18 protein-coding genes and 1 pseudogene are annotated in these 21447 nt (G+C 61.7%); 11 read left to right on the forward strand and 8 right to left on the reverse strand.

Going from position 1 to position 21447, the window contains the following annotated elements:
* Nucleotides 1-124 precede the first annotated feature (124 nt).
* The 4 genes from JMY24_RS24400 to JMY24_RS24415 all read left to right on the forward strand — a co-directional run bounded on the left by JMY24_RS24400 (nucleotide 125) and on the right by JMY24_RS24415 (nucleotide 4084).
* Nucleotides 125-814 (forward strand): ABC transporter permease, encoded by a 690-nt coding sequence (locus JMY24_RS24400; protein ID WP_128594546.1) that lies wholly within the window; start codon nucleotides 125-127, stop codon nucleotides 812-814.
* Nucleotides 811-1524 (forward strand): ABC transporter permease, encoded by a 714-nt coding sequence (locus JMY24_RS24405; RefSeq protein ID WP_128594544.1) that lies wholly within the window; start codon nucleotides 811-813, stop codon nucleotides 1522-1524. The genes JMY24_RS24400 and JMY24_RS24405 overlap by 4 nt, the downstream gene beginning before the upstream one ends.
* A 42-nt stretch (nucleotides 1525-1566) precedes the next feature.
* Nucleotides 1567-2346 carry an ABC transporter ATP-binding protein gene (locus JMY24_RS24410; RefSeq protein WP_201703057.1) on the forward strand — a complete coding sequence of 260 codons (780 nt, stop codon included), beginning with the start codon at nucleotides 1567-1569 and terminating at the stop codon, nucleotides 2344-2346.
* Nucleotides 2347-2962: 616 nt separating this feature from the next.
* Nucleotides 2963-4084 carry a porin gene (locus JMY24_RS24415; RefSeq protein ID WP_027775623.1) on the forward strand — a complete coding sequence of 374 codons (1122 nt, stop codon included), beginning with the start codon at nucleotides 2963-2965 and terminating at the stop codon, nucleotides 4082-4084.
* A 221-nt stretch (nucleotides 4085-4305) separates the two neighbouring features.
* On the opposite strand, the gene glnK is transcribed toward JMY24_RS24415, so the two are convergent.
* The gene (gene glnK, locus JMY24_RS24420; protein ID WP_006048444.1) at nucleotides 4306-4644 is read right to left on the reverse strand and encodes a P-II family nitrogen regulator; all 339 of its coding nucleotides are present in this window, start codon (nucleotides 4642-4644) and stop codon (nucleotides 4306-4308) included.
* 147 nt (nucleotides 4645-4791) lie between these two features.
* Nucleotides 4792-6513: an NAD+ synthase gene (locus JMY24_RS24425; protein WP_128594542.1), complete on the reverse strand. Its 1722-nt coding sequence runs from the start codon at nucleotides 6511-6513 to the stop codon at nucleotides 4792-4794.
* A gap of 155 nt (nucleotides 6514-6668) precedes the next feature.
* Here JMY24_RS24425 and JMY24_RS24430 point away from each other — a divergent pair, with 155 nt between their 5' ends.
* Both JMY24_RS24430 and JMY24_RS24435 read left to right on the forward strand, forming a co-directional pair.
* A complete protein-coding gene (locus tag JMY24_RS24430) occupies nucleotides 6669-7838 on the forward strand; it encodes a GNAT family N-acetyltransferase (RefSeq protein ID WP_128590663.1) in 1170 nt (389 codons plus the stop codon).
* A 9-nt stretch (nucleotides 7839-7847) separates the two neighbouring features.
* The gene (locus JMY24_RS24435) at nucleotides 7848-8174 is read left to right on the forward strand and encodes a GIY-YIG nuclease family protein (protein WP_128594540.1); all 327 of its coding nucleotides are present in this window, start codon (nucleotides 7848-7850) and stop codon (nucleotides 8172-8174) included.
* 12 nt (nucleotides 8175-8186) lie between these two features.
* Here the strand turns inward: JMY24_RS24435 and JMY24_RS24440 are convergent, their stop codons facing one another.
* Both JMY24_RS24440 and ppa read right to left on the reverse strand, forming a co-directional pair.
* Nucleotides 8187-10295, reverse strand: a complete 2109-nt coding sequence (locus JMY24_RS24440) for an FUSC family protein (protein ID WP_201703059.1) — start codon at nucleotides 10293-10295, stop codon at nucleotides 8187-8189.
* 301 nt (nucleotides 10296-10596) lie between these two features.
* Complete coding sequence (gene ppa, locus JMY24_RS24445) at nucleotides 10597-11124, reverse strand: inorganic diphosphatase (RefSeq protein WP_128590658.1); 528 nt, start codon at nucleotides 11122-11124, stop codon at nucleotides 10597-10599.
* A 312-nt stretch (nucleotides 11125-11436) separates the two neighbouring features.
* On the opposite strand from ppa, the gene JMY24_RS24450 reads away from it, so the two are divergent.
* The 3 genes from JMY24_RS24450 to JMY24_RS24460 all read left to right on the forward strand — a co-directional run bounded on the left by JMY24_RS24450 (nucleotide 11437) and on the right by JMY24_RS24460 (nucleotide 15337).
* Nucleotides 11437-12876, forward strand: a complete 1440-nt coding sequence (locus tag JMY24_RS24450; protein WP_201703060.1) for an aldehyde dehydrogenase family protein — start codon at nucleotides 11437-11439, stop codon at nucleotides 12874-12876.
* 51 nt (nucleotides 12877-12927) lie between these two features.
* Nucleotides 12928-13686 carry an SDR family oxidoreductase gene (locus tag JMY24_RS24455; protein WP_128594537.1) on the forward strand — a complete coding sequence of 253 codons (759 nt, stop codon included), beginning with the start codon at nucleotides 12928-12930 and terminating at the stop codon, nucleotides 13684-13686.
* A gap of 331 nt (nucleotides 13687-14017) precedes the next feature.
* Nucleotides 14018-15337, forward strand: coding sequence for an MFS transporter (locus JMY24_RS24460; protein ID WP_128585652.1), 1320 nt, complete (start codon nucleotides 14018-14020; stop codon nucleotides 15335-15337).
* Between the two features lie 306 nt (nucleotides 15338-15643).
* On the opposite strand, the gene JMY24_RS24465 is transcribed toward JMY24_RS24460, so the two are convergent.
* Together JMY24_RS24465 and JMY24_RS24470 are read right to left on the reverse strand one after the other, a co-directional pair.
* The gene (locus JMY24_RS24465; RefSeq protein ID WP_201703062.1) at nucleotides 15644-16435 is read right to left on the reverse strand and encodes a hypothetical protein; all 792 of its coding nucleotides are present in this window, start codon (nucleotides 16433-16435) and stop codon (nucleotides 15644-15646) included.
* Nucleotides 16436-16786: 351 nt separating this feature from the next.
* Entirely contained in the window at nucleotides 16787-18337 is a 1551-nt protein-coding gene (locus JMY24_RS24470; RefSeq protein WP_201703074.1) for a bifunctional AfsR/SARP family transcriptional regulator/alpha/beta hydrolase, read from the reverse strand.
* Between the two features lie 118 nt (nucleotides 18338-18455).
* Here JMY24_RS24470 and JMY24_RS24475 point away from each other — a divergent pair, with 118 nt between their 5' ends.
* On the forward strand, nucleotides 18456-19838 hold the full coding sequence (locus tag JMY24_RS24475) for an FAD-dependent oxidoreductase (RefSeq protein WP_128596805.1): 1383 nt from the start codon (nucleotides 18456-18458) through the stop codon (nucleotides 19836-19838).
* 80 nt (nucleotides 19839-19918) lie between these two features.
* On the opposite strand, the gene JMY24_RS24480 is transcribed toward JMY24_RS24475, so the two are convergent.
* A complete protein-coding gene (locus JMY24_RS24480) occupies nucleotides 19919-20653 on the reverse strand; it encodes an SDR family NAD(P)-dependent oxidoreductase (RefSeq protein WP_128596806.1) in 735 nt (244 codons plus the stop codon).
* Between the two features lie 85 nt (nucleotides 20654-20738).
* On the opposite strand from JMY24_RS24480, the gene JMY24_RS24485 reads away from it, so the two are divergent.
* The gene (locus tag JMY24_RS24485) at nucleotides 20739-21113 is read left to right on the forward strand and encodes a winged helix-turn-helix transcriptional regulator (RefSeq protein ID WP_128596807.1); all 375 of its coding nucleotides are present in this window, start codon (nucleotides 20739-20741) and stop codon (nucleotides 21111-21113) included.
* Between the two features lie 47 nt (nucleotides 21114-21160).
* On the opposite strand, the pseudogene JMY24_RS38475 reads toward JMY24_RS24485, so the two are convergent.
* Nucleotides 21161-21447 (reverse strand): annotated as a pseudogene (locus JMY24_RS38475) (hypothetical protein); the annotation flags it as partial.

Consider the following 21447-nt stretch of genomic DNA (forward strand, 5'->3'; position numbering starts at 1 on the left):
TCATGATTTGCACAGCGGTGCGCTGTGCACCGCGTATCACAGCGAGCGAAGCTCGCGATACATGCGGTGCAGAGCCGGCCGCGTCTTTCGCGGTGTGTCGCAAACGCATCGTCAAGGACCCGATATGTTCCTTCAAGGCTACGGCCCGCTGCTTCTCAACGGCACCTGGCAAACCGTCAAACTGGCGGTGTTGTCCCTGGCGCTTGCTTTCCTGCTGGGCCTCGTCGGCGCGGCGGCGAAACTGTCGAAGAACCGCTTTTCGCACGGCGCCGGCACGGTCTACACCACGCTCGTGCGCGGCGTGCCCGACCTCGTGCTGATGCTGCTGCTCTTCTACAGCATCCAGATCTGGCTAAACAATCTGACCGACCTGCTCGGCTGGGATCAGATCGACATCGACCCGTTCGTGGCCGGCGTCGCGGTTCTCGGCTTCATTTACGGCGCGTACTTCACCGAGACGTTCCGCGGCGCGTTTCTCGCCGTGCCGCGCGGCCAGCTCGAAGCGGGCGCGGCCTACGGCATGACGAGCTGGCAGGTGTTCTCGCGCATCATGTTCCCGCAGATGATGCGCTTCGCGCTGCCCGGCATCGGCAACAACTGGCAGGTGATGGTCAAAGCCACCGCGCTCGTGTCGATCATCGGCCTGGCGGATGTGGTCAAGGCTTCGCAAGACGCGGGCAAAGGCACCTTGCGGTTTTTCTTCTTCACCCTGCTTGCGGGGGCGATCTATCTCGTCATCACCACAGTGTCCAACTTCGTGCTGATGTACCTCGAAAAGCGTTACTCGACCGGCGTGCGAAAGGCGGATCTATGATCGAGATCATTCAGGAATACTGGCGCAACTATCTTTATACCGACGGCTACCGCTTCACCGGCCTCGCGATCACGCTGTGGCTGCTCGTGGTGTCGATCGGCCTCGGTTTCTGTCTGTCGATTCCGCTCGCCGTGGCACGGGTGTCGAAGAAGAAATGGCTCTCCAGTCTCGTGTGGCTTTACACGTACATCTTTCGCGGCACGCCGCTCTACGTGCAGCTGCTGCTTTGCTACACGGGTTTGTATAGCCTCGAGATCATCCGCAATCACGAGCTGACCAACGCATTTTTCCGCGAAGGCATGAACTGCACGCTGCTCGCGTTCACGCTGAACACCTGCGCCTACACCACCGAGATTTTCGCCGGCGCCATCAAGGCCACGCCTTATGGCGAAATCGAAGCGGCACGCGCTTACGGCATGTCGTCGTTCACGCTGTACCGGCGCGTGATCCTGCCGTCGGCGCTGCGCCGCGCGCTGCCGTACTACAGCAACGAAGTCATTCTGATGCTGCACGCCACGACCGTTGCATTCACCGCGACCGTGCCGGACATTCTCAAGATTGCGCGTGACGTGAACTCCGCGACGTATCAGTCGTTCAATGCGTTCGGCATCGCCGCCCTGCTCTATTTGTGCATTTCTTTCGCGCTGGTGTGGCTGTTCCGCCGCGCCGAGCGCCGCTGGCTCGCTTACCTGCGGCCGCAAGGCAAGTAACCGGCGCATTGCGCCAGCACGTAAGCACGCCCAAGGATTCCGATGAACACAACGAAGCAAAAGCTTTTCGTCGACGAGCTTCACAAACAGTACGGCGATAACGAAGTTCTCAAGGGCGTCACGCTGAAGGCCAACGCCGGCGACGTGATCAGCGTGATCGGCTCTTCCGGTTCGGGCAAGAGCACGATGCTCCGCTGCATCAACTTTCTCGAACAGCCGAACGCCGGGCGCATTTTCGTGGACGGCGAAGAAGTCCGCACGCAGATCGCCAAAAACGGTGCGTTGCGTGTGTCCGACCCGAAGCAGTTGCAACGCGTGCGCACCAAGCTGTCCATGGTGTTCCAGCACTTCAATTTATGGTCGCACATGAACGTGCTCGAGAACATCGTCGAAGCGCCCGTCAACGTGCTGGGCCTCAAGCGCAACGAAGCCGAAGATCGCGCTCGCGAGTATCTGGAAAAGGTCGGTCTCGCGCCGCGCCTGGAGAAGCAGTATCCGTCGCATCTGTCCGGCGGCCAGCAGCAGCGCGTCGCGATCGCGCGCGCTTTGGCAATGCATCCCGACGTGATGCTGTTCGACGAACCGACCTCCGCACTCGATCCCGAACTGGTCGGCGAAGTCCTCAAGGTCATGCAGACGCTCGCCGAAGAAGGCCGCACGATGATCGTCGTCACGCATGAGATGGCGTTTGCGCGCAACGTGTCGAACCACGTGATGTTCCTGCACCAGGGCCGCGTCGAAGAAGAAGGCCATCCGGACGAAGTGTTCAAAAATACTCGTAGCGAGCGGCTGAAGCAGTTTCTTTCCGGCACTCTCAAATAGCGGGTATATCGGAGAACCTGGTATTTGAGACATAGTCACTTGTCTCAAATACCGCTTGTAGTGAAAGTAGTGTTACAGGGCGCTTACGAGCGCCTTTTTTGTTTCGGTCACCTGCGTAATCCACGTATTTCGACCGCGAAAACCCCGCCGCACCGCCCTTCCAGCCCCTCGTTTCCGCATTACCTTGCCGTATTGGAAGCGTCAATAGTGGCAATCCTTAATCTTGCTCCCGCCGATCCGTGATTCCCTTGTCACGTAAGGGATTGCGCTATTTTTCAACGTCCTCGAAAGCGCCTTTGCACACATCCGTATTGCAATTTGGAGACACAGGTCAACGCCGGTACTAATTTCTTCTCCCACACAAGTGTATTTTTGATAAATTAGTAACCAAAGTAGCAAAACAAAGTTCATTAAAAGTAGTTTTACTTCAAAGCACAGAGGAGAACCGGTCGGCGAGGGATCGGCGTGACGACGAGACAGTCCCAAGGCTGCACGTCAGGACAGGAGACCTATCCGCCCGCTAATCTCCCTGGTACCGATTTCTGTTCGGCTCGCTTGCGTCCGAACACCATTCGCAGTACTGGGTTTCACTTTTTGACAGGGTATGGAGGAGAAGATGAAGAAAGCTTTGCTCGCCGCTGCGCTGATGTCGGCCGGCGTTGTTGCGCATGCCCAAAGCAGCGTGACACTGTATGGTCGCCTGGACGCGGGTATCGAATACATAAGCGGTCTGCCGAACGCCAACTACACCGGCTCAACCTCGCGCTGGCGCGCGGAAAGCGGTGACTGGGGCACGAGCCTGTGGGGCATGAAGGGCGTCGAAGACATCGGCGGCGGCAACAAGGTCCTGTTCCAGTTGGAAGGCTCGTTCAACACGATGACGGGCGCGGGTCCTGGCGGCGGCGGTCTCTTCAATCGTTGGGCAACGGTCGGCCTGTCGAACAATACCTACGGTACGTTCACGATGGGTCGCATGCTCTTCATCTCGAACGGCGTGTGGGACTTCGACCCGTTCGGTCAATCGAACTGGTCGTCGGCATCGCTGGTGCGTGGCCGCAACTGGCCGCAATCGAGCAACAACCTTGCTTACCAGTCGCCGAAGTTCTACGGCTTTGACATGTACGGTCAGTACGCACTGTCGAACGCAACGAACTGGAACGGTAACGGCACGACGCCGCAAGGCCGTGAAGCAGGTCTCCAGCTGACGTACACGTCGTCGCTGTTCCAGGTTCGCGGTATCTATGACGAAATCCGCAATGCCGCGAACGGTAACTTCACCGACCCGTTCACCGCATCGCGCGAATATACGGCAGCCTTTAACGTGTTCCTCGGTCAGTTCAAGATCCAGGGCGCATACCAGGCAGTCCGTACGTCCGCTGCAGCTAGCGCTGCAGGCACTTCGCCGACGTCGCTCGATCACGAATGGGGTGGTGTGACGTGGCAAGCCACGCCGGCCGCAGCACTGATCGCGGCGGTGTATCACGTCAACGCCAATAAGAACGGCGGCAACGCAACGATCTACACGATCGGCGGTTCGTACAACCTGTCCAAGCGCACGCTGCTGGACATCCAGGTTGCGACCGCGCGTAACAGCAAGACCGCTAACTTCGGTCTCGACGCGAACGCTGCAGGCCCTGGCGGCAACATCACTTCGGGCGGTACGACTACGTACAACGAGAACCCGCTGCCTGGCCACAGCCAGACCGGTGTGTACGCAGGTATTCAACACTCGTTCTAATCGAACGGTGTTCCCCGAAGGCACTGCCTTCGGGGCTTAGAAGTTCTTCAAGAGAATCTTTTTCACGCTGCTGCGAGAGGCGCGTATCGGTGCGATGTCCGAAAGGGTATCGCACCGTTTTTTATTGGCGCGCGGCGTTTTGCGATGTTGCGCGAAGCTTGCTCAGTGCTTGCGCGGACCTTGTTTCGGCGCCGGCGCACCGCTTCGGTGCGCGAGCGGCTTCAGACTGCCGCTTCGTTTTCTTCGCCGGTACGGATGCGAATCACGCGCTCGACGTCCGCGACGAAAATCTTGCCGTCTCCAATCTTGCCGGTGCGGGCCGCGCCGATGATCGCGTCGATCACCTGATCGCACTGGTTGTCCGCCACGACCACCTCGATCTTCACTTTCGGCAGGAAGTCGACCACATACTCTGCACCACGATAGAGCTCGGTATGGCCTTTCTGCCGGCCGAACCCTTTGACTTCGGTGACGGTCAGGCCCGTGAGGCCGACTTCAGCGAGCGCCTCGCGCACTTCGTCGAGTTTGAACGGTTTGATGACTGCGGTGATGCGCTTCATGGCGAACCTCGTCTCGTGACTGGAAGAGTGAAAGGAAATGGATGATTTTTATTCTACGCCGCGCCGGGTGCGTTGCGGCAGTCCAGCGACGCGCGCCGCTGCGACCCGGCGCCCCTTGCGGCGATCCGGCGCGAGCGCCGCGCCTCTTCACTCCACCGGTTCGGTGTAGCGCGACGTGATCGGATAACGCCAGTCGCGACCGAACGCGCGATGCGTGACGCGAATGCCGATCGGCGCCTGACGGCGTTTGTATTCGTTGATCTTGATGAGCCGCGTGACGCGCTTCACGTCTTCGGCCGCGTAACCCGCGGCGATGATTTCCGCGAGCGAGCGGTCCTCTTCCATATACATGCGCATGATCGCGTCGAGCACCTCATAGGGCGGCAAGCTGTCCTGGTCGGTCTGGTTCTCGCGCAATTCCGCGGATGGCGCGCGCGTCAGAATCCGCTCGGGTATCACGTTCTGCTTGCCGAAAGCCGTGGCCTCGTTGCGGTAATGGCACAGGCGATAGACGAGCGTCTTGGCGATGTCCTTGATCACCGCGAAGCCCCCTGCCATGTCGCCGTAAAGCGTGCAGTAACCCACCGCCATTTCGCTCTTGTTGCCGGTCGTCAGCACTATCGAGCCGAACTTGTTCGACAGCGCCATCAACAAGGTGCCGCGAATACGGGCCTGTATGTTTTCCTCGGTGGCATCTTCCGGCTGGCCCTCGAATTCTTGCGCGAGCGAGCCGCGGAACGCGTCGAACATCGGCGCGATCGCAATTTCGTCGTAGCGCACGCCGACGCGGCGCGCCATTTCCGCGGCGTCCGTGGTCGAAATGTCAGCCGTGTAGCGCGACGGCATCATCACTGCGCGCACGCGCTCTGCGCCCAGTGCGTCGCACGCCACCGCCAGCACCAATGCCGAATCCACGCCGCCCGACAGACCAATGAGCGCGCCCGGAAAGCCGTTCTTGTTCACGTAGTCGCGCACGCCCATCACGAGCGCCGCATAAACCTGCGCTTCGAGCGAAAGCTCCGGCGCGATGCCGCTGTTCCCGCCATTTGTTTCGCCGCGCACAGGGACACCCGCTTCGAATTCGACGATCGCGGTCGCCTCCTCGAACTGCGGCATCTTCGCGACTAGCTCGCCCTGCGCGTCGAGCACGAACGAGCCGCCGTCGAACACGAGTTCGTCCTGCGCGCCGACCATGTTGACGTAGACCATGGGCAGCCCGGTCTCGCGAATGCGCGCCCGCAGAATGTCGAAACGCACCGCTTCCTTGTTCAGGTGGAACGGCGATCCGTTCGGAATCAGCAGCACTTGCGCGCCCGCCGCCTTCGCCATTTGCGCGGCCGACGCATGCCACGCGTCTTCACAGATCACCACGCCGTACTTCACGCCGTCGAGCTCGAACACGAACGGCTGCGCGTCTGACGCGAAATAGCGCTTCTCGTCGAACACCTCGGTGTTGGGCAGATCCTGCTTGCGATAGGTGCCCGCCACCTTGCCGTCGACAAGCAGCGAAGCCGCGTTGAACGTATCGACTGGCGGCACGCCGCGCTGGATTGGCGCGTTTGCATTACCATGACCCTGGGCCGAGCTGTTGCCCGCCTCGCGTAACGGATGGCCGACGATCACATGGAGGCCGGCAAACTGCTTCAGTTGAGCGGCGAGATCCGCCAACGCGGCAGCGCTCGCGGTATAGAACGCGGGGCGCAGCAGCAGATCTTCGGGCGGATAGCCGGATAACGCGAGTTCCGGCGCGACCAGCAGCTTCGCGCCGGCGTTGTGCGCGTCACGCGCGGCAGCGACGATTTTCGCGACGTTGCCGGCGAAATCGCCGACGGTGACATTGAATTGAGCGAGAGCGATTCGTGTCTTCATGGCAGGATCGACGGGCAAGCGAAGGGCTTGCGAAGGGCTTGCAAAGAAAGCGGCTTGTTATGGGCTCGGCGGACGGGCAACTCGGATAAACGAACGACGCAGTGCTTGACGGTGTATAACGCGCGCCGCGTCGCTCATTGGGACAATCACATAAGTTGAATCAGGAACGCTTTGATTATCGCACGGGCATTCTGGCGTCGCCCTCCGAGGTGGACGCGGCCGAATGGAACGCCCTTCTCGCTCAGCAGCCGCAGCCCACGCCTTTTCTGCGGCATGAGTTTCTGAGCGCCCTCCACGCCACCCGCTGCGCGGTTGCGGACACGGGCTGGGCGCCGCAATTCGTCACGCTCACTGACCCGCTGACCGGCAAGCTTGCGGCGGCCGCGCCGGTTTATCTGAAGGGTCACTCGTATGGCGAGTACGTCTTTGACTGGGCCTGGGCCGACGCATACAAGCGCAACGGCTTGCCCTATTACCCGAAGCTCCTGTGCGCCGTGCCGTTTACGCCCGTGCAAGGCAATCGGCTGCTGTCCGCCGACGCGCACGCGCTGCGCCATCTCGCGGCCACATTGATGGCGTTCGCCGAGCAGGCCGATGTGTCGTCGCTGCATGTGCTGTTTCCCACCGAAGCGGAAGCGAATGCGCTCACCGAAATGGGCATGATGCAACGCGAAGGCGTGCAGTTTCACTGGCTGAACGACGGCTACCGCGACTTCGACGATTTCCTCTCGACGCTCGAACAGAAGAAGCGCAAGAACATCCGCGCGGAACGCCGCAAAGTCCACGAGGCAGGCGTCACGATGCGCAGAATTCGCGGCGAAGACATTCAGGACGCCGACTGGCGCTTCTTCAGCAAGTGCTATCGGCAAACTTACCGCGAGCACTTTTCGACGCCGTATCTGAACCTCGACTTTTTCCGCATGATCGGCGCGTCGATGCCGGAGAATCTGCTGCTCGTGATCGCCGAATACGAAGGCAAGCCGATCGCGAGCTCGCTCGTCGTTTATCAGCGCGACGCGAAAACCGGCGGCACCCTGTACGGCCGTTACTGGGGCGCGCTCGAACACGTGCCGTGCCTGCACTTCGAGACCGCGTACTATCAACCGCTCGAATTTTGCATCGAAGAAAAGCTCGGCGCGTTTGAAGGCGGCGCCCAGGGCGAACACAAGATGGCCCGAGGCTTTCTGCCCACGGTCACGCGCTCGGCGCACTGGCTCGCGCATCCCGCTTTCGCCGATGCCGTCGGCCACTTCCTCGATAACGAAAAGAACAGCATCCACGCGTATGTGGACGAGCTGCGCGAACACAATCCGTTCAAAGGCTGACGCGCATCCATGGCGTGGTTTCTTTATCTGCTCGAATGCTCGGACGGCAGCGTCTATACCGGCATCGCCACCGACGTGCAAGCACGCTTCGACAAACACGTGAGCGGCGCAGGCGCGCGTTACACCCGTTCGCGCAAGCCGGTGCGCGTGCTGGCGTCGTTCGAACTCGCGGACCGCTCCAGTGCTTCGCGCGCCGAGTATTGGGTGAAGCGTCTTGCGCCTTCGGAAAAGCGCACGCTCGCGGCGGGCGGACGGACGCTCGAGTCGGTGGTGCCGCTCGTGGAACCGGCTTTGACTAGCGCCGAGGAGACCACCGAGCAAAACGGCGCTTCCTGACGGCGCGCTCGTTTAGCCTCGTGCCTCGCGCATACGTTCGGTGAGTAAGCGCTGCATCAGCGCAAGCTCACCCACGGCATCGGCTTCGAGCGACGTCAAACGCTCGCGCGCCGGAAGGTCGTGCCGCAGCGGCAAAATCGTTCGATTTAGCGCGGCCTCGATATCGGCGTTCACAGCCGCGAGCCACACGCGAAGCTCGTCGTGCCTATCCTGCATCTCGCGCCGGTTCGCACTCAGCCGAAGCTGCGTAGCCGTGCCCGCCATCTTGCGCAGCAGACTCAACACCGTCAGCGTCACCGTGTCGACTAGAGAGTCCTCCAGTTTTTCGAGGCGAATCCGTGCGATGGCTTCCTCGGCGTTGTTGCTGCCGAGGCCGGCCGCGCGGCGCAAACGCTCCATGTCTTTTTCGCTTTGACGAGGCGATTCCAGCGCCGCGATCAGATACGCGAGATTCGCGCGGACCGCGTCCCTCAGATACGTACGGTAGTCGCTCTTTTCGCGCGTCGGCCACAGATAAAACGTGGCTAAAAGCGCCAGCACGCAGCCGAGCACATTGTTGCCGAGACGCGTGAGCGCGTATGCGAATTCACTCGCGCCCGGTGTCGCGAAGTCGGCCACGAGCACGAACGTCGGCGTGAGGAACAGCACGAACAGGCTGTAGCTGACGGGGCGCAATGCCATCGTCGCCATGACGAGCGGAAAAACCGCGAGCGAAATGCCGAGCGGCGAATGAATGGCATAGCCGATACCCGCTGCCAGCACGCCGCCGACGATGCTGCCCGCCGCACGCTCGATACTGCGCGGCCACGTCGCCGCGATCGAAGGCTGCAGGATCAGCAGCGTCGCCATGGTCGCCCAATAGCCGAACGGCAAGCCGAGCGCGCGAATCACGAGAAAGCCCGCGGTCGTCGTCACGCCCACGCGCGCCGCGTGACGCAAACCGACGGACTCGAGCGACAGATTCGCCTTCAGCGTCGCCCAGACGCGCGCAAGCGTTGCAGCGACGCTGTCCGCGAAGCGCGGCGGCGGCGCTTGTACCGGCGTGAAATCGACGAGTTCGAAGTCCGATGTGAGCTTCACCGGCTCCATCAGCGCGTTTTCCAGCCGCCGCGCGAGCCGCCGCACGCGTAGTTGCAAATCCGCCAGATGCTCCCAGCGCCCTTCGTTCGCCTGTGCGCCGATGCTGCGCAGCGTCTCGCCCATGCCCGTCAGCAGACGAGCCGCGCGCGTCGCGCGCCATTCATCGCCGGGCATTTTTTCGCATGCCCCGGAGACGGCGATCAGATACGCAAACAACGCCTCGCCTTCGGTCAGCAACGCGAGCAGCGTGTCATAGGCCTCGCGCGCGCCGGTTCGCGTCGCCGGAACGCTTGCCAGTGCCTTGCGCGAACGTTCGAGCGCCACGCGCGCATCCGCGCGGAATTTTGCGGCGTGCGTCGCCCACTCGCGCGGGGTGCTGCGCTGCTGAAGCAGACGCGCGCTGTCGAACGCAATGTCCGCGAGCCGCAGATACACCATGCGCAGCGAAGCACGGCTCGCGCCGAATGGATGAATGCGCCATACGGTCAGGCTCAACGCGACCGCGAACAGACAGCCGATCAGATAGACGCCGAGAAATGCAAGCCCTTCGCGCACATCGCGCATGGGCCGGTCGACCATCACGACGCAAGCGGTCGCGGCGAGAATCGTCACTTGCGACGTTGCAGCGCCCCAGATGCGTCCGAATGCGCCGAGGCTTGTGAAAACGAGCAACGCGAGCGCGGCGAACGCCGTTCCCTCGGCCGACGCAAAAGCGGTGAGTCCGCCGCATAGTGTGGAGAGAAGCGCGAAGCCCATCATCGAAGCGAAGCGGGTGCGGTTCGAACCGGCGGCATCGGCGAGACAGGTCCAGAACGCGCCGATAGCGGCCCACGCGAAGACTGGATCGTGCAGCAGGTTGCCGAGCGCGAGCATCGCCGTGGACGCGCATGCGGCGCGCAAGCCTTCGGAGAGACTCGCCTCGCTGGCGGAAAACGACACCATCCAAACCGGCCGCTTGCGATAGATCGCCGTCACGATCGCATACAGCCGATTCGACCAGCGGGGCGAAGAAGATGGCAGGTTGGACTTGCGGTTCATCATCCGAACGGTGTGCTCCCAAAGCGGGCTTGTTGCTGGGCTGTTGCTGCGTTTTTGCAGTCGTCCCGGCAGTGAGCGCAATCCACCGCGGGCCACAAATCATAAGGGTTTACACGGAGATATGAAAATGGCTTCGGTTCATCTTCGGGATGCACTGCGGCTATACCGGCATTTCGAGGCCCCAGGTCGCAGTCTCAAGGCCAAATAAAAAAACCGCGCGGCCCCTTTGGGCTCGCGCGGTTTTTTGCATGAGGCGACTGGATCGGCGAAACGATGATTTCGTTCGATCAGCGCGTCAAGCCGCTTACTTCTTGTGGTTCGCCACGCCTTCGCTGATTTCCTTGTGCGCGGCTTCGATACCCGCCCAGCCTTCGACCTTCACCCACTTGCCCTTCTCGAGCGCCTTGTACTGCTCGAAGAAGTGCTTGATCTGGTCTTTCAGGTACGCCGGGACGTCGTCGATCGACTTCAGGTCGGCGGTCATCGGGCAGATCTTGTCGTGCGGGACGGCGATCAGCTTTGCGTCCACGCCCGATTCGTCGGTCATTTGCAGCATGCCGAGCGCGCGTGCGCGAACCACCGAGCCAGCCAGCAGCGGGAACGGCGTGATCACCAGCACGTCGACCGGGTCGCCGTCGCCCGACAGCGTTTGCGGAATGAAGCCGTAATTGGCCGGATAGCGCATGCCGGTGCCGATGAAGCGGTCGACGACGAGAAGGCCCAGATCCTTGTCGGCTTCGTACTTCACCGGATCGCTTTGCGCCGGGATTTCGATGATGACGTTGAAATCTTGCGGAAGATCTTTGCCTGCGGGGACGTGATTGAAGCTCATGAGCGCTCTCTGGTCAGGATGGAATTCGGAGCACGGCATGCGGCGCGTGGGCTCAAGGGCATGCATCGTAAAACTTGCCTCGAGCAGGAGCGCTGCGGCCGGACAGTGCGGAATGCGCCATTATAGCCAATCGGCCGATGGCATCCGCCGCCGGATCGGCGCGATAATCGTCTCGCGTCTCTCGATTGTGCCTCTGGTTTGTGAACACCGCGTAACGGCGTCCGGTTCAGCGTCTGGCTAAGCGTCTGGCTAAGCGTCTGGCTAAGCGTCTGGCTAGCGTACGCCTGCTGCGCGACATCTCAAGGAGTCTGCATGGAAGAAGCCCGACACTTCATTGGCGGCGAATGGTCCGCTGCTTCAGGCGGCGAGACGATCGCCGTGCTCGATCCCTCGGACGGCCAGCCGTTCACGCAGCTTGCACGCGGCACCGCGGCGGATATCGACGCCGCCGTCCACGCCGCCCGCCGCGCGTTCGAAGGCGCATGGGGCGCGGCAAGCGCGGCGGAACGCGGACGCGTGCTCTACCGGCTCTCGATGCTCGTCGCCGCGCGCCAGGAAGAACTGGCGCAACTCGAAGCCCGCGACACCGGCAAGCCGCTCAAACAGGCACGCGCCGATTCCGCCGCGCTCGTGCGCTACTTCGAGTTTTACGCCGGGGCGGCCGACAAGCTGCATGGCGAAACACTGCCCTACCAGGCCGGCTATACGGTGATGACCATCCGCGAGCCGCACGGCGTGACCGGCCACATCGTGCCGTGGAATTACCCAATGCAGATTTTCGGCCGCAGCGTGGGTGCGGCGCTTGCCGTGGGCAACGCATGCGTCGTCAAGCCGGCTGAAGACGCGTGTCTCTCGGTACTGCGCGTTGCCGAACTCGCGGCCGAAGCGGGCCTGCCCGCAGGCGCGCTGAATATCGTCACCGGTTATGGACACGAAGCGGGAGCGGCGCTCGCACGTCATCCGGGCATCGATCACATTTCGTTCACCGGCTCGCCCGAAACCGGCAAGCTGGTCACGCAAATGGCCGCCGAAAACCACGTGCCGGTCACGCTCGAACTCGGCGGTAAGTCCCCGCAACTCGTCTTTGCCGATGCGGACCTCGACGCCGCGCTGCCGGTACTCGTGTCGGCAATCGTGCAGAACGCCGGGCAGACGTGTTCGGCGGGCAGCCGTGTGCTGATCGACCGCGCGATTTACGAGCCGTTGCTCGATCGGTTGAGCGGCGCGTTCAACTCGCTGCGAGTGGGCCCCTCGCATGCGGATCTCGACTGCGGGCCGCTTATCAACGCAAAGCAGCAGCGGCGCGTGTGGGACTTTCTCTCCGACGCGCAACACGACGGCATCGCGATGGCCGCGCAGGGCGAAGTGATTCCCGAAGCGCCGGAAAGCGGCTTCTATCAGGCACCCACGCTGTTGCGCGATGTGCCCGCGAGCCACCGTCTCGCACGCGACGAAGTGTTCGGACCCGTGCTCGCCGCAATGCCCTTCAGCGACGAAGACGAAGCACTCGCGCTCGCGAACGGCACGCAATACGGCCTGGTCGCCGGCATCTGGACGCGCGACGGCGCGCGGCAAATGCGCCTCGCGCGGCGTCTGCGCTCGGGCCAGGTGTTCATCAACAACTACGGCGCGGGCGGCGGCGTTGAACTGCCGTTCGGCGGCGTCAAGCATTCGGGCCACGGGCGTGAAAAGGGTTTCGAGGCGCTGTATGGCTTCACGGCGCTAAAGACTATTGCGATCCGGCACGGCTAGCTCGCAGACTGGGCTTATCCATCACCACTCACAACAAACAGCGGAGACATTATGCGGTTGACAGGTAAAACGGCCATCGTCACGGGTGGCGGCTCGGGTTTCGGCGAAGGCATCGCGAAGACCTACGCGCGCGAAGGCGCGAACGTCGTGGTCAACGATCTGAACGGCCCCGCCGCCGAGCGCGTCGCGAGCGAAATTGCACTGGCCGGCGGCAAGGCAATCGCCGTCGCGGGCAACGTCGCGCAACGCGAGGACTGGCAGAAGCTGCGTGAAGCGGCGCTCGAAGACTTCGGCAGCGTGCAGATCGTCGTCAACAATGCGGGCACCACGCATCGCAACAAGCCTGTGCTCGAAGTCACCGAAGCAGAGTTCGACCGCGTGTACGTGGTGAACGTCAAAAGCATCTACTGGAGCGTGCAGGAGTTCGTGCCGTATTTCCGCGAGCAAGGCGGCGGCAGCTTCATCAACATTGCGTCGACGGCGGGCGTGCGGCCGCGCCCTGGACTCGTCTGGTACAACGGCAGCAAGGGCGCGGTGATTATCGCGAGCAAGTCGCTTGCCGTGGAGTTGGGCCCGGACAGAATTCGCGTGAACTGCGTGAATCCGGTGATCGGCGAAACAGCGCTGCTGTCTGAGTTCATGGGCGTTGAAGACACACCGGAGAACCGTCAGCGCTTTCTCGCCGGTATTCCGCTCGGGCGCTTCTCGACGCCGCAAGACATTGCCAATGCCGCGCTCTATCTGGCTTCGGACGAAGCGGAGTTCATCACCGGCGTGTGTCTTGAAGTGGATGGTGGGCGCTGCGTGTAGAGCTTGTGTTTGGCGTTGGCGTTGGCGTTGGCGTTGGCGTTGGCGTTGGCGTTGGCGTTGGCGTTGGCGTTGGCGTTCGCGTTGGCGTTCGCGTTGGCGTTGGCGTTGGCATTCGCGCCGGCGTTAGCGTTGGCGCTGCATTCGGCTTCGGCTTTTGTCGTAGCAGCGCCGCTGACGGCGTTCGCAGACGCCCCTTGAGCAAGCGCCGTTCACGCGCGGCGCTTGACGGGCTCAGTGTTTTCCCCCGGTATCTATTTGCCGTGCGAGCCGCGCCGCACGGCTAGAATCGATCGACGCGGCACTTCAATTCCACAAGAAGAGAGGAGACACCATGGCTAGTCCCGCAAATCCGCTCCACCATCCCGGCGCGGGTGCGCCGCCTTCCACTTTCGAAGAGGCGACCTATCGCAAGGTCAACTGGCGGCTCGCGCCGCTCCTGATGCTCTGCTATGTGGTCGCGTATCTGGACCGCGTGAACGTCGGCTTTGCGAAGCTGCAAATGACGAGCGACCTCGGCTTGAGCGATGCGGTTTATGGCTTTGGGGCGGGCATTTTCTTCGTCGGCTATTTTTTCTTCGAGATCCCAAGCAATGTGATCCTGCACAAGGTGGGCGCACGAGTGTGGATCGCGCGGATCATGGTGTCGTGGGGCGTGATCTCGATGCTGACCATGTTCGTCACCACGCCGACCATGTTCTACGTGATGCGCTTTCTGCTCGGCGTCGCGGAAGCGGGCTTCTTTCCCGGCATCATTCTGTATCTCACCTACTGGTATCCGTCGCACCGGCGCGGGCGGATGACGACGTGGTTCATGACGGCTATCGCGCTGTCGGGCGTGATCGGCGGGCCGGTGTCGGGCTATATCCTCAAGACGTTCAACGGCATGAACGGCTGGCACGGCTGGCAGTGGCTTTTCTTGCTGGAAGGGATACCGTCGGTGCTCGTCGGCATTCTGGTGTTCGTCGCGCTCGACGACCGCATTGCGAAAGCGAAGTGGCTCACGAAAGAGGAAAAGGAACTCCTCGAGCGCCACGTTTCCGCAGAGGAAGCCACCAAGCACGACATGCCGATCCGTCAGGTGCTGACGAGTGGCCGCGTGCTGATGTTGAGCTTCACTTACTTCTCGTTCGTGATGGGTCTGTATGGCGTGAGCTTCTGGCTGCCGACTATCATCAAGGCGACCGGTGTGACCGACGCATTCGCGATTGGTTTGTTGTCCGCAATTCCGTTCGCGGCGGCGGTGGTCGCGATGGTGTTCGTTGCGCGAAGTGCGGACCGTACGCGTGAACGGCGCTGGCATATTGCGTTGCCTGCTTTTGCTGGGGCGATTGGTTTGGTGCTGTCGGTTGTTTGGGCGCAGAACACGCTGCTTGCGATGGCTTCTCTTACGCTTGCGACTATGGGCATTCTCACTACGTTGCCTTTGTTCTGGAGTTTGCCTACGGCGATTCTCGCGGGGACGGGCGCGGCGGCCGGGATCGCGATGATCAATTCGATTGGGAATCTTGCGGGCTTTTTGAGTCCGTATGCTGTCGGGTGGTTGAAGCAGGCGACTGCTGCTAATGATTCAGGGATGTATATGCTCGCGGCGTTTATGGTGCTTGGCGGGTTGCTGGCGATTAGTGTGCCGGCGAAGATGGTTAATAGATGAGTTGAAGTGGGATGCTGATGGTGAAGCCCTGGCGGTGATTTGCTGCCGGGGCTTTGTGTTTTTGGCGGGAGTCGCGGGCTGGAGAGAGAGATTGGTCGGTTGGGTGGGGTGGCGTCAGGGGTGGAGAAGGCGAGGTATGTCGGTGGGGGGCGGCGGTAGTCGGCCATAAAGCGACGTTCGATACTTTCACCCAAGTCGTTGACAATCAGGTTGAGTCTGTTCGTAAAATACTCACTCTCGCGCTCCAGTGGCTGGTTTTCACCAATGGAGCGCTATGAGATTGCAGTGTAGCTCTCGTGGCAACGGTCACGCTTCTTCGATCAGCTTCGCGGAATTGGACGAGCCAAAATTCAGATTGCCGGTTTTAACCAATGCCTCAAATACACTTTGCATTGCGTCGGGGGTCTTGGCCAGCGCTTGGAGCAATTCCCCCGGGTCGGCTTCCTCCCCCCGCGTAGACGCCATAAACATTTTCATGACCTCCGGGTTGCTGAGAAGTCCCATCATTGCACGAACTTCTGGGGCGCTTTTCTCTTCCTTCTTGTAGACAGGAAACTCGTAGCCCGTCAATTTCGCTAGTTCCAGCAGATGGCTGTCGGGCCGCAGCGGATCACGATCAAGGAGATCAAACGTCTGCGACAAAGTGGTCGCCAAGCTCTTCAGCCCTGCACCGGTGTCTTCATAGTCGATGTATCGCAGATGGGCGATGTCGAAAGGAACGTTAGGACCAGTTCGTTCCTTTAGAATCACGGTGCCAGGCCTGCAAGCATGACGTAGACCCAATTCATAGAAGACGTTGGGATTCGGATATGTAACGTCAGCTATCACGTAGTCCGAATGCATAATTCGCGTAATGATATCTGTGGTCATTGTTCCGGTGGCTGCAATGTCGTCTGCGCGGGAAATTTCCAGGTCCGGTCGGGCTCGTAAGATCGCCTCCTTAATCAGCCCGTCATATTTCTTGCGCAGATCCGAATAGCTGATTTTTTTGCCGTTGAACTCTTGGTCGCCTATCGCCATGACCACAAAACATGTTTTGGTTGCCATCTTTTCAATCCCCGTTTTTTCGAATCGGGTATTTTTAATCAGAATTGGCAAGTAGGGTTCATCTATTTTGTGGCAAAGCAGGTGTCGGGGTTCCCGTCACGCACTTGCTCGCAGATCGCGGCGCTGCTGAGCGGCGGATGACGGCTTCGGAGTTTGGCGTGTCACGCCTCAGGGTCCCGCGCGGCCAACTACCTTCGCTCGCGGGCGGCGACTCCGTATGCGACCTCATCAGACACTGATCGGCCAACAGCTCTCATCGACCATGCGAATTGCGATTGGCACCTGAGTGGCCGCTCCGCCAAGAATATCGGACCATTACCCCATACCCCCGCGCCGATGCGGCGGATTCCCTCACAATCCCACTCTGCCCAAGCCGAGTCGCGCAGCACCTCTCAGTCACAGTCACCCCGCCAGACTGCCGACAAATTGCTCGATCTCCTCCAGAACGGATTGCTGATCGCCCGCGAAGGGCCAGTGATCGGCGCCGTCGAGCTCGACGAATCGCGCCTGCGCGATGTGGCTCGCGAGATGCCGGGCGGCGCCGATGCGAACGGCGCGGTCGTCGTGACGATGCAGCACCAAGGTCGGCACTGAAATCCGGCCCAACAGATGCCGCACATCCATGTCGCGCAACGCCTCGAGCACTCCCTTGATGGCTCCCGGGCTCGACGCGGCGCGAAGCAGGCCCGCCCACCAGGCTCTCGCCTGAGGATCGCCGGACAGGCTCGGCGCGAATGTCTCAATGCCTGCAGGGCCGCCCCAGCCCACGACGAGCTGCTGCAGCCACACGTCATACTGGCTCGCTTGAAGTGCGTGAGGATAGCCGTGCGTTGCTGTTCCCTTCGCCAACGAGGCGAACAGAATGAGACCGGCAACGCGGTTGGGGTGATCCACGGCAAACTTGATGCATGCTGGCCCACCCTCCGACGCGCCGAACAACACGACCCTTTCGCTGCCCGCGGCGTCCAGCACGGTGCCGATGTCCTGCGCGGTCGCGTCGACGTTAGGATTGAACCCCACCCGGTCGGAAAGCCCGACGCCGCGACGATCGAGCAGGATGAGACGGCCCATCCCGGCGAGAGAAGACAGGAACGCCCGGCACCGGGGCTCCTCCCACACCCGTTCGACGTGAGACACGAAACCGGGCAGCACCAGAACATCAACGCTGCCGGCGCCGTAAGTCTGAAATGCGAGATGGACGCCGCCACTGCTGGCGTAGCGCGTCGACGGCGGGTCCTCGATGGGCAACGTTGCACCGGCATCAAGCAGCGCGCGGGTCTCGGATTCGGGGGCCGCATTCAGCTCGTCGCGAAGACGCTGCGTCAAAGCCTCAAGGTGCCGCTGGGCCGTGGCCCGGTCTCCCGCGAGCAGGAGGTTACGGATGAGGTGCCGGCCGTACACTTCGCTGAACGGATCGAGCTCGATAAGACGGCCGGCGTGCAAGGCCGCGGCCGCGTAGTCGCCGGCCGCATTCTTGTCGTGCACCACTCGCTCGAGCGCTTGAATCACCCGGCCGCGCAAGGCCTCCCGGCGAAAAAAAGCCCACTCGTCAAACTGCGGGCAGTCGCCCGGCGAAAAACCCTCGAGAAAGTCGCCGGGATAATCGCGGCACGCCCGCTCGAACTCGCCGCGGTCGCAGGCTCGCTCAAACAGTTGGGAATCCACCTGCAGAGTGATCGCTGCCGACCATCTGACCGTAGAGCGATCTATAGTAAGAGCGTCGTCGCCGAGTGCGTGCTGGAGGCGATGCAACAGACGCCGTAGCCGCGCCCGTACAACCTCTTCATAGCCTTCCGGCCACAACATGGTGGCAAGGACGTCGCGCCCGACAGAGCCCTCCGCTTCGGCCAGGTAGACCAACAGAGCCAGGCCCTTGCGCAAGGGCAGCCGGCACAGCAGGTGATCCCGACGGATCTCCGGAAATCCAAGCGTCCGCGCGCTGAACAGAGCCATGGCGAGGCGACCCTCAATGACGGCGTCCAAGGGACGCTCAGGGGACGAACCAATCCTACCATTCGCTGCAAATGAGGGTCGCGGGACTCACTGCGACGGATCGAACTGGAGGATTGCCATGAAGAAACTTGGTGAACATGCGATCGTGATCGGCGCCAGCATGAGCGGGCTGCTCGCTGCCCGCGTACTGTCGGATTTCTATACCATCGTCACCGTGCTCGAACGCGACGCGTTTCCGGACGCAGACGCGCCGCGCAAGGGTGTCCCACAAGGCCGTCATACCCATGGGCTCCTTGCGCGCGGGAGCGCGATACTCGAGAAATTCTTCCCCGGATATAACAGCGAGGTTGTGGCGCAAAGCGGCGGCTTGATTGGTGATGTAGCCAACGATGTGATCTGGATAGGCCACAACGTGAGGCTCGCTAACAGCGCGAGCGACCTGATCGGTCTGCTTGCAAGCCGTCCCGTGCTCGAAGGCCATCTACGCCGACGGCTCATGAGTTTGCCGAACGTGCGCGCCATCGAAAATTGCGCGGTGCGGGGTCTTGCTACCGATCCCGCTCGCAGGAGCGTGACCGGTGTGCGCACGTATGCCGAGGGCAAGGCGGAAGAGACCATCAACGCGGACCTTGTCGTCGATGCGACTGGCCGCGGCTCTTCCAGTGCGGCGTGGCTGGAAGAGTTGGGCTACCAACCTCCCGCCGAGGAGAAGGTCGAGATCGGCATAAGCTACATGACTCGTACTTATCGACGCCGATCTACTGATCTCGATGGCAAGCACGGTATCGTCGTCGCCGGTAGCGCGCCGAACTGGCGCAACGGCGTGATGCTCGCGCAGGAAAGCGACAGCTGGATCGTCAGTGCCGGCGGTTTTCTTGGCGACGATGCGCCCGACAACGACGAAGGCTTTCTCGCGTATCTTGCGACGTTGCCGACCATGGAGATTCACGACGTTGTCGCAAGGGCGGAGCCTCTAACCGATTACAGGCGCTACCGCTACGTCTCCAACCTGTGTCGGCGGTACGAGAAGCTCGCACGTTTCCCCGAAAATTTCCTGGTTTTCGGTGATGCCATCTGCAGCTTCAATCCTGTCTATGGGCAGGGCATGACGGTCGCGGCAGAGGAAGCGCTCGCGTTACAGCGGTGCCTGCGGGCGGGGTCGAACGATCTCGCGCGTCGATTCTTCGGGGCAGCCGCGAAGATCGTCGATATTCCGTGGGACATTGCGGTCGGCAACGACCTCCGCCATCCACGAGTCAAGGGCGCCCGCCCGCTGATGCAGCGTTTCATCAACTGGTACATCGGCAAGCTTCACCTCGCCGCGACACGCGACAGCACGCTGGCGACAGCGTTTCTGGAGGTCGTCAACCTCATGATGCCGCCGTCGTCGCTGCTGAGCCCCGCGGTCGCCTGGCGGGTCTGGCAGGGCAACCGCAGGCCTGTGCTACTGGTTGCCTCGCCTGCAATCGAGGCAGCGAGGCGGAATCGCGCATCGTCATGACCGGGCATCACGGTGTTGGCCGGCGCGGGCGTCTACCCTGCGCTCGCCACCGGCCGCGGGCCGACACGTGAAAGGCGATCTCAGATTTGCGCCAGGCCGCCGTCGACGGCGACCTCGCTGGCGGTCATGAAGCTGCTGTCCTGTGACGCGAGAAACGCAGCCACCGCCCCGATCTCCGCCGGATCGGCCATGCGCTGGAGCGGGTTCATCGAGGCGAAGACCTTCATGCCCTCCTCGCCCAGCGCTTCTTTCGCCAGTTCGGTCGCCGTCGGCCCAGGTGACAGTACGTTCACCCGGATGCCAGTGCCCTTCAGGTCCTCCGCCCAGGTCCGCGCGAGGTTGCGCACTGCGGCCTTGCTCGCGCTATAGGCACTGAATGCCGGGGCGCCCGTGGTGCCGGCGCTCGATCCGGTCAGGATGATCGAACCGCCTCGGCCCATCAGCGGCAACGCCTTCTGGATAGTGAAGATCGAGCCTTTCACGTTGGTATTGAAGATATCGTCAATGTGCTCGGCGGTAATCTCGCCGAGCGGAAGCGGGCTTCCGGCCCCGGCATTGGCGAAAACGATATCGAGGGTTCCGCGCTCGGCCTTCACAGCCGCGTAGAGCCGGTCGAGGTCGGCCTCGTCGGAGACCGAGCCCTTCACCGCGCGGGCATTGGGCCCGAGGTCGGCGACAGCGGCGTCGAGCGCTTCCTGTCGGCGGCCGAAGATGAAGACGAAGGCGCCCTCTTCGATGAAACGCTGTGCCGCGGCGCGGCCGATGCCGGTAGCGCCGCCGGTGATCACGGCGGTCTTTCCATTCAGTCTGGTCATGTCATGGATCCTTTGTTGGCGTTGCACAAGTATCCAGACCTGATTACCTTAGGACAAGTATGCACTTTTTGGTAAGTACCAAGACATGACGACTCCCTCTCAAATCTGCGACACCGGCTGTGGGCTCAACGCTACGCTGCGCGTCATCTCCGGCAAGTGGAAACCGCTGATCCTGTTTTTTCTGCGCGACGGCCCGAAGCGCTACGGCGAGCTCAAGCGCTTGACACAAGGCGTCAGCGACAAGGTGCTGATCCAGCAGTTGAAGGATCTGGAGGCCGATCAGGTGCTAGCGCGAACCGACTACAAGGAGGTGCCCCCGCGTGTCGATTACTCGCTGACCCCGCTCGGCCGCAGCCTGGCCAACGCGATCGTCCCGCTGTGCACATGGGGAACCGAAAATGCGGCGGAAATGGCAAGCATCTTCGCGAAGCGCGACGCCTCGGGACAACCATCGCCGTAATTGCATATTGACCGTGCGCGTTGGGTTGGTTTGGTGCGCTCGCCAATTTATTTCGGGAAGAGGAAGGTCACGATGAGACGGGCGCCCCAATCGTGTGGACCCGAATTGGGGCTAGCGGCCCAATAGCGGATGCCACCGCCAATATTGATCGGCTGCCCCCCGACCTTGATGAGCTTCGAGACAGTTGCGTTGAGCGGCGTTGACCATCGCCTGCGCGTCCAGTCTGTTGATTTGCACCGCGAACTGACCCACTTTTTGCATCTAGAATTGACCCACCCCTGATGCTCAGAAACATCATTCTGGTGCGTCGATTTCCTCCTCTTTTTGTCGTTTG

The organism is Paraburkholderia kirstenboschensis (genome assembly GCF_904848585.1).
In the GTDB taxonomy this organism is placed as follows: domain Bacteria; phylum Pseudomonadota; class Gammaproteobacteria; order Burkholderiales; family Burkholderiaceae; genus Paraburkholderia; species Paraburkholderia kirstenboschensis.

Bases quoted from the DNA above. Each gene is read 5' to 3' on its own strand.
- JMY24_RS24450 (WP_201703060.1), top strand. From the start codon at position 11,437: ATGGAAGAAGCCCGACACTTCATTGGCGGCGAATGGTCCGCTGCTTCA.
- JMY24_RS24480 (WP_128596806.1), bottom strand. From the start codon at position 20,653: ATGACCAGACTGAATGGAAAGACCGCCGTGATCACCGGCGGCGCTACC.
- JMY24_RS24435 (WP_128594540.1), top strand. From the start codon at position 7,848: ATGGCGTGGTTTCTTTATCTGCTCGAATGCTCGGACGGCAGCGTCTAT.
- JMY24_RS24405 (WP_128594544.1), top strand. From the start codon at position 811: ATGATCGAGATCATTCAGGAATACTGGCGCAACTATCTTTATACCGAC.
- JMY24_RS24400 (WP_128594546.1), top strand. From the start codon at position 125: ATGTTCCTTCAAGGCTACGGCCCGCTGCTTCTCAACGGCACCTGGCAA.
- JMY24_RS24475 (WP_128596805.1), top strand. From the start codon at position 18,456: ATGAAGAAACTTGGTGAACATGCGATCGTGATCGGCGCCAGCATGAGC.
- JMY24_RS24415 (WP_027775623.1), top strand. From the start codon at position 2,963: ATGAAGAAAGCTTTGCTCGCCGCTGCGCTGATGTCGGCCGGCGTTGTT.
- JMY24_RS24410 (WP_201703057.1), top strand. From the start codon at position 1,567: ATGAACACAACGAAGCAAAAGCTTTTCGTCGACGAGCTTCACAAACAG.
- JMY24_RS24455 (WP_128594537.1), top strand. From the start codon at position 12,928: ATGCGGTTGACAGGTAAAACGGCCATCGTCACGGGTGGCGGCTCGGGT.
- JMY24_RS24440 (WP_201703059.1), bottom strand. From the start codon at position 10,295: ATGATGAACCGCAAGTCCAACCTGCCATCTTCTTCGCCCCGCTGGTCG.
- JMY24_RS24425 (WP_128594542.1), bottom strand. From the start codon at position 6,513: ATGAAGACACGAATCGCTCTCGCTCAATTCAATGTCACCGTCGGCGAT.
- JMY24_RS24460 (WP_128585652.1), top strand. From the start codon at position 14,018: ATGGCTAGTCCCGCAAATCCGCTCCACCATCCCGGCGCGGGTGCGCCG.
- glnK (WP_006048444.1), bottom strand. From the start codon at position 4,644: ATGAAGCGCATCACCGCAGTCATCAAACCGTTCAAACTCGACGAAGTG.
- JMY24_RS24485 (WP_128596807.1), top strand. From the start codon at position 20,739: ATGACGACTCCCTCTCAAATCTGCGACACCGGCTGTGGGCTCAACGCT.
- ppa (WP_128590658.1), bottom strand. From the start codon at position 11,124: ATGAGCTTCAATCACGTCCCCGCAGGCAAAGATCTTCCGCAAGATTTC.
- JMY24_RS24470 (WP_201703074.1), bottom strand. From the start codon at position 18,337: ATGGCTCTGTTCAGCGCGCGGACGCTTGGATTTCCGGAGATCCGTCGG.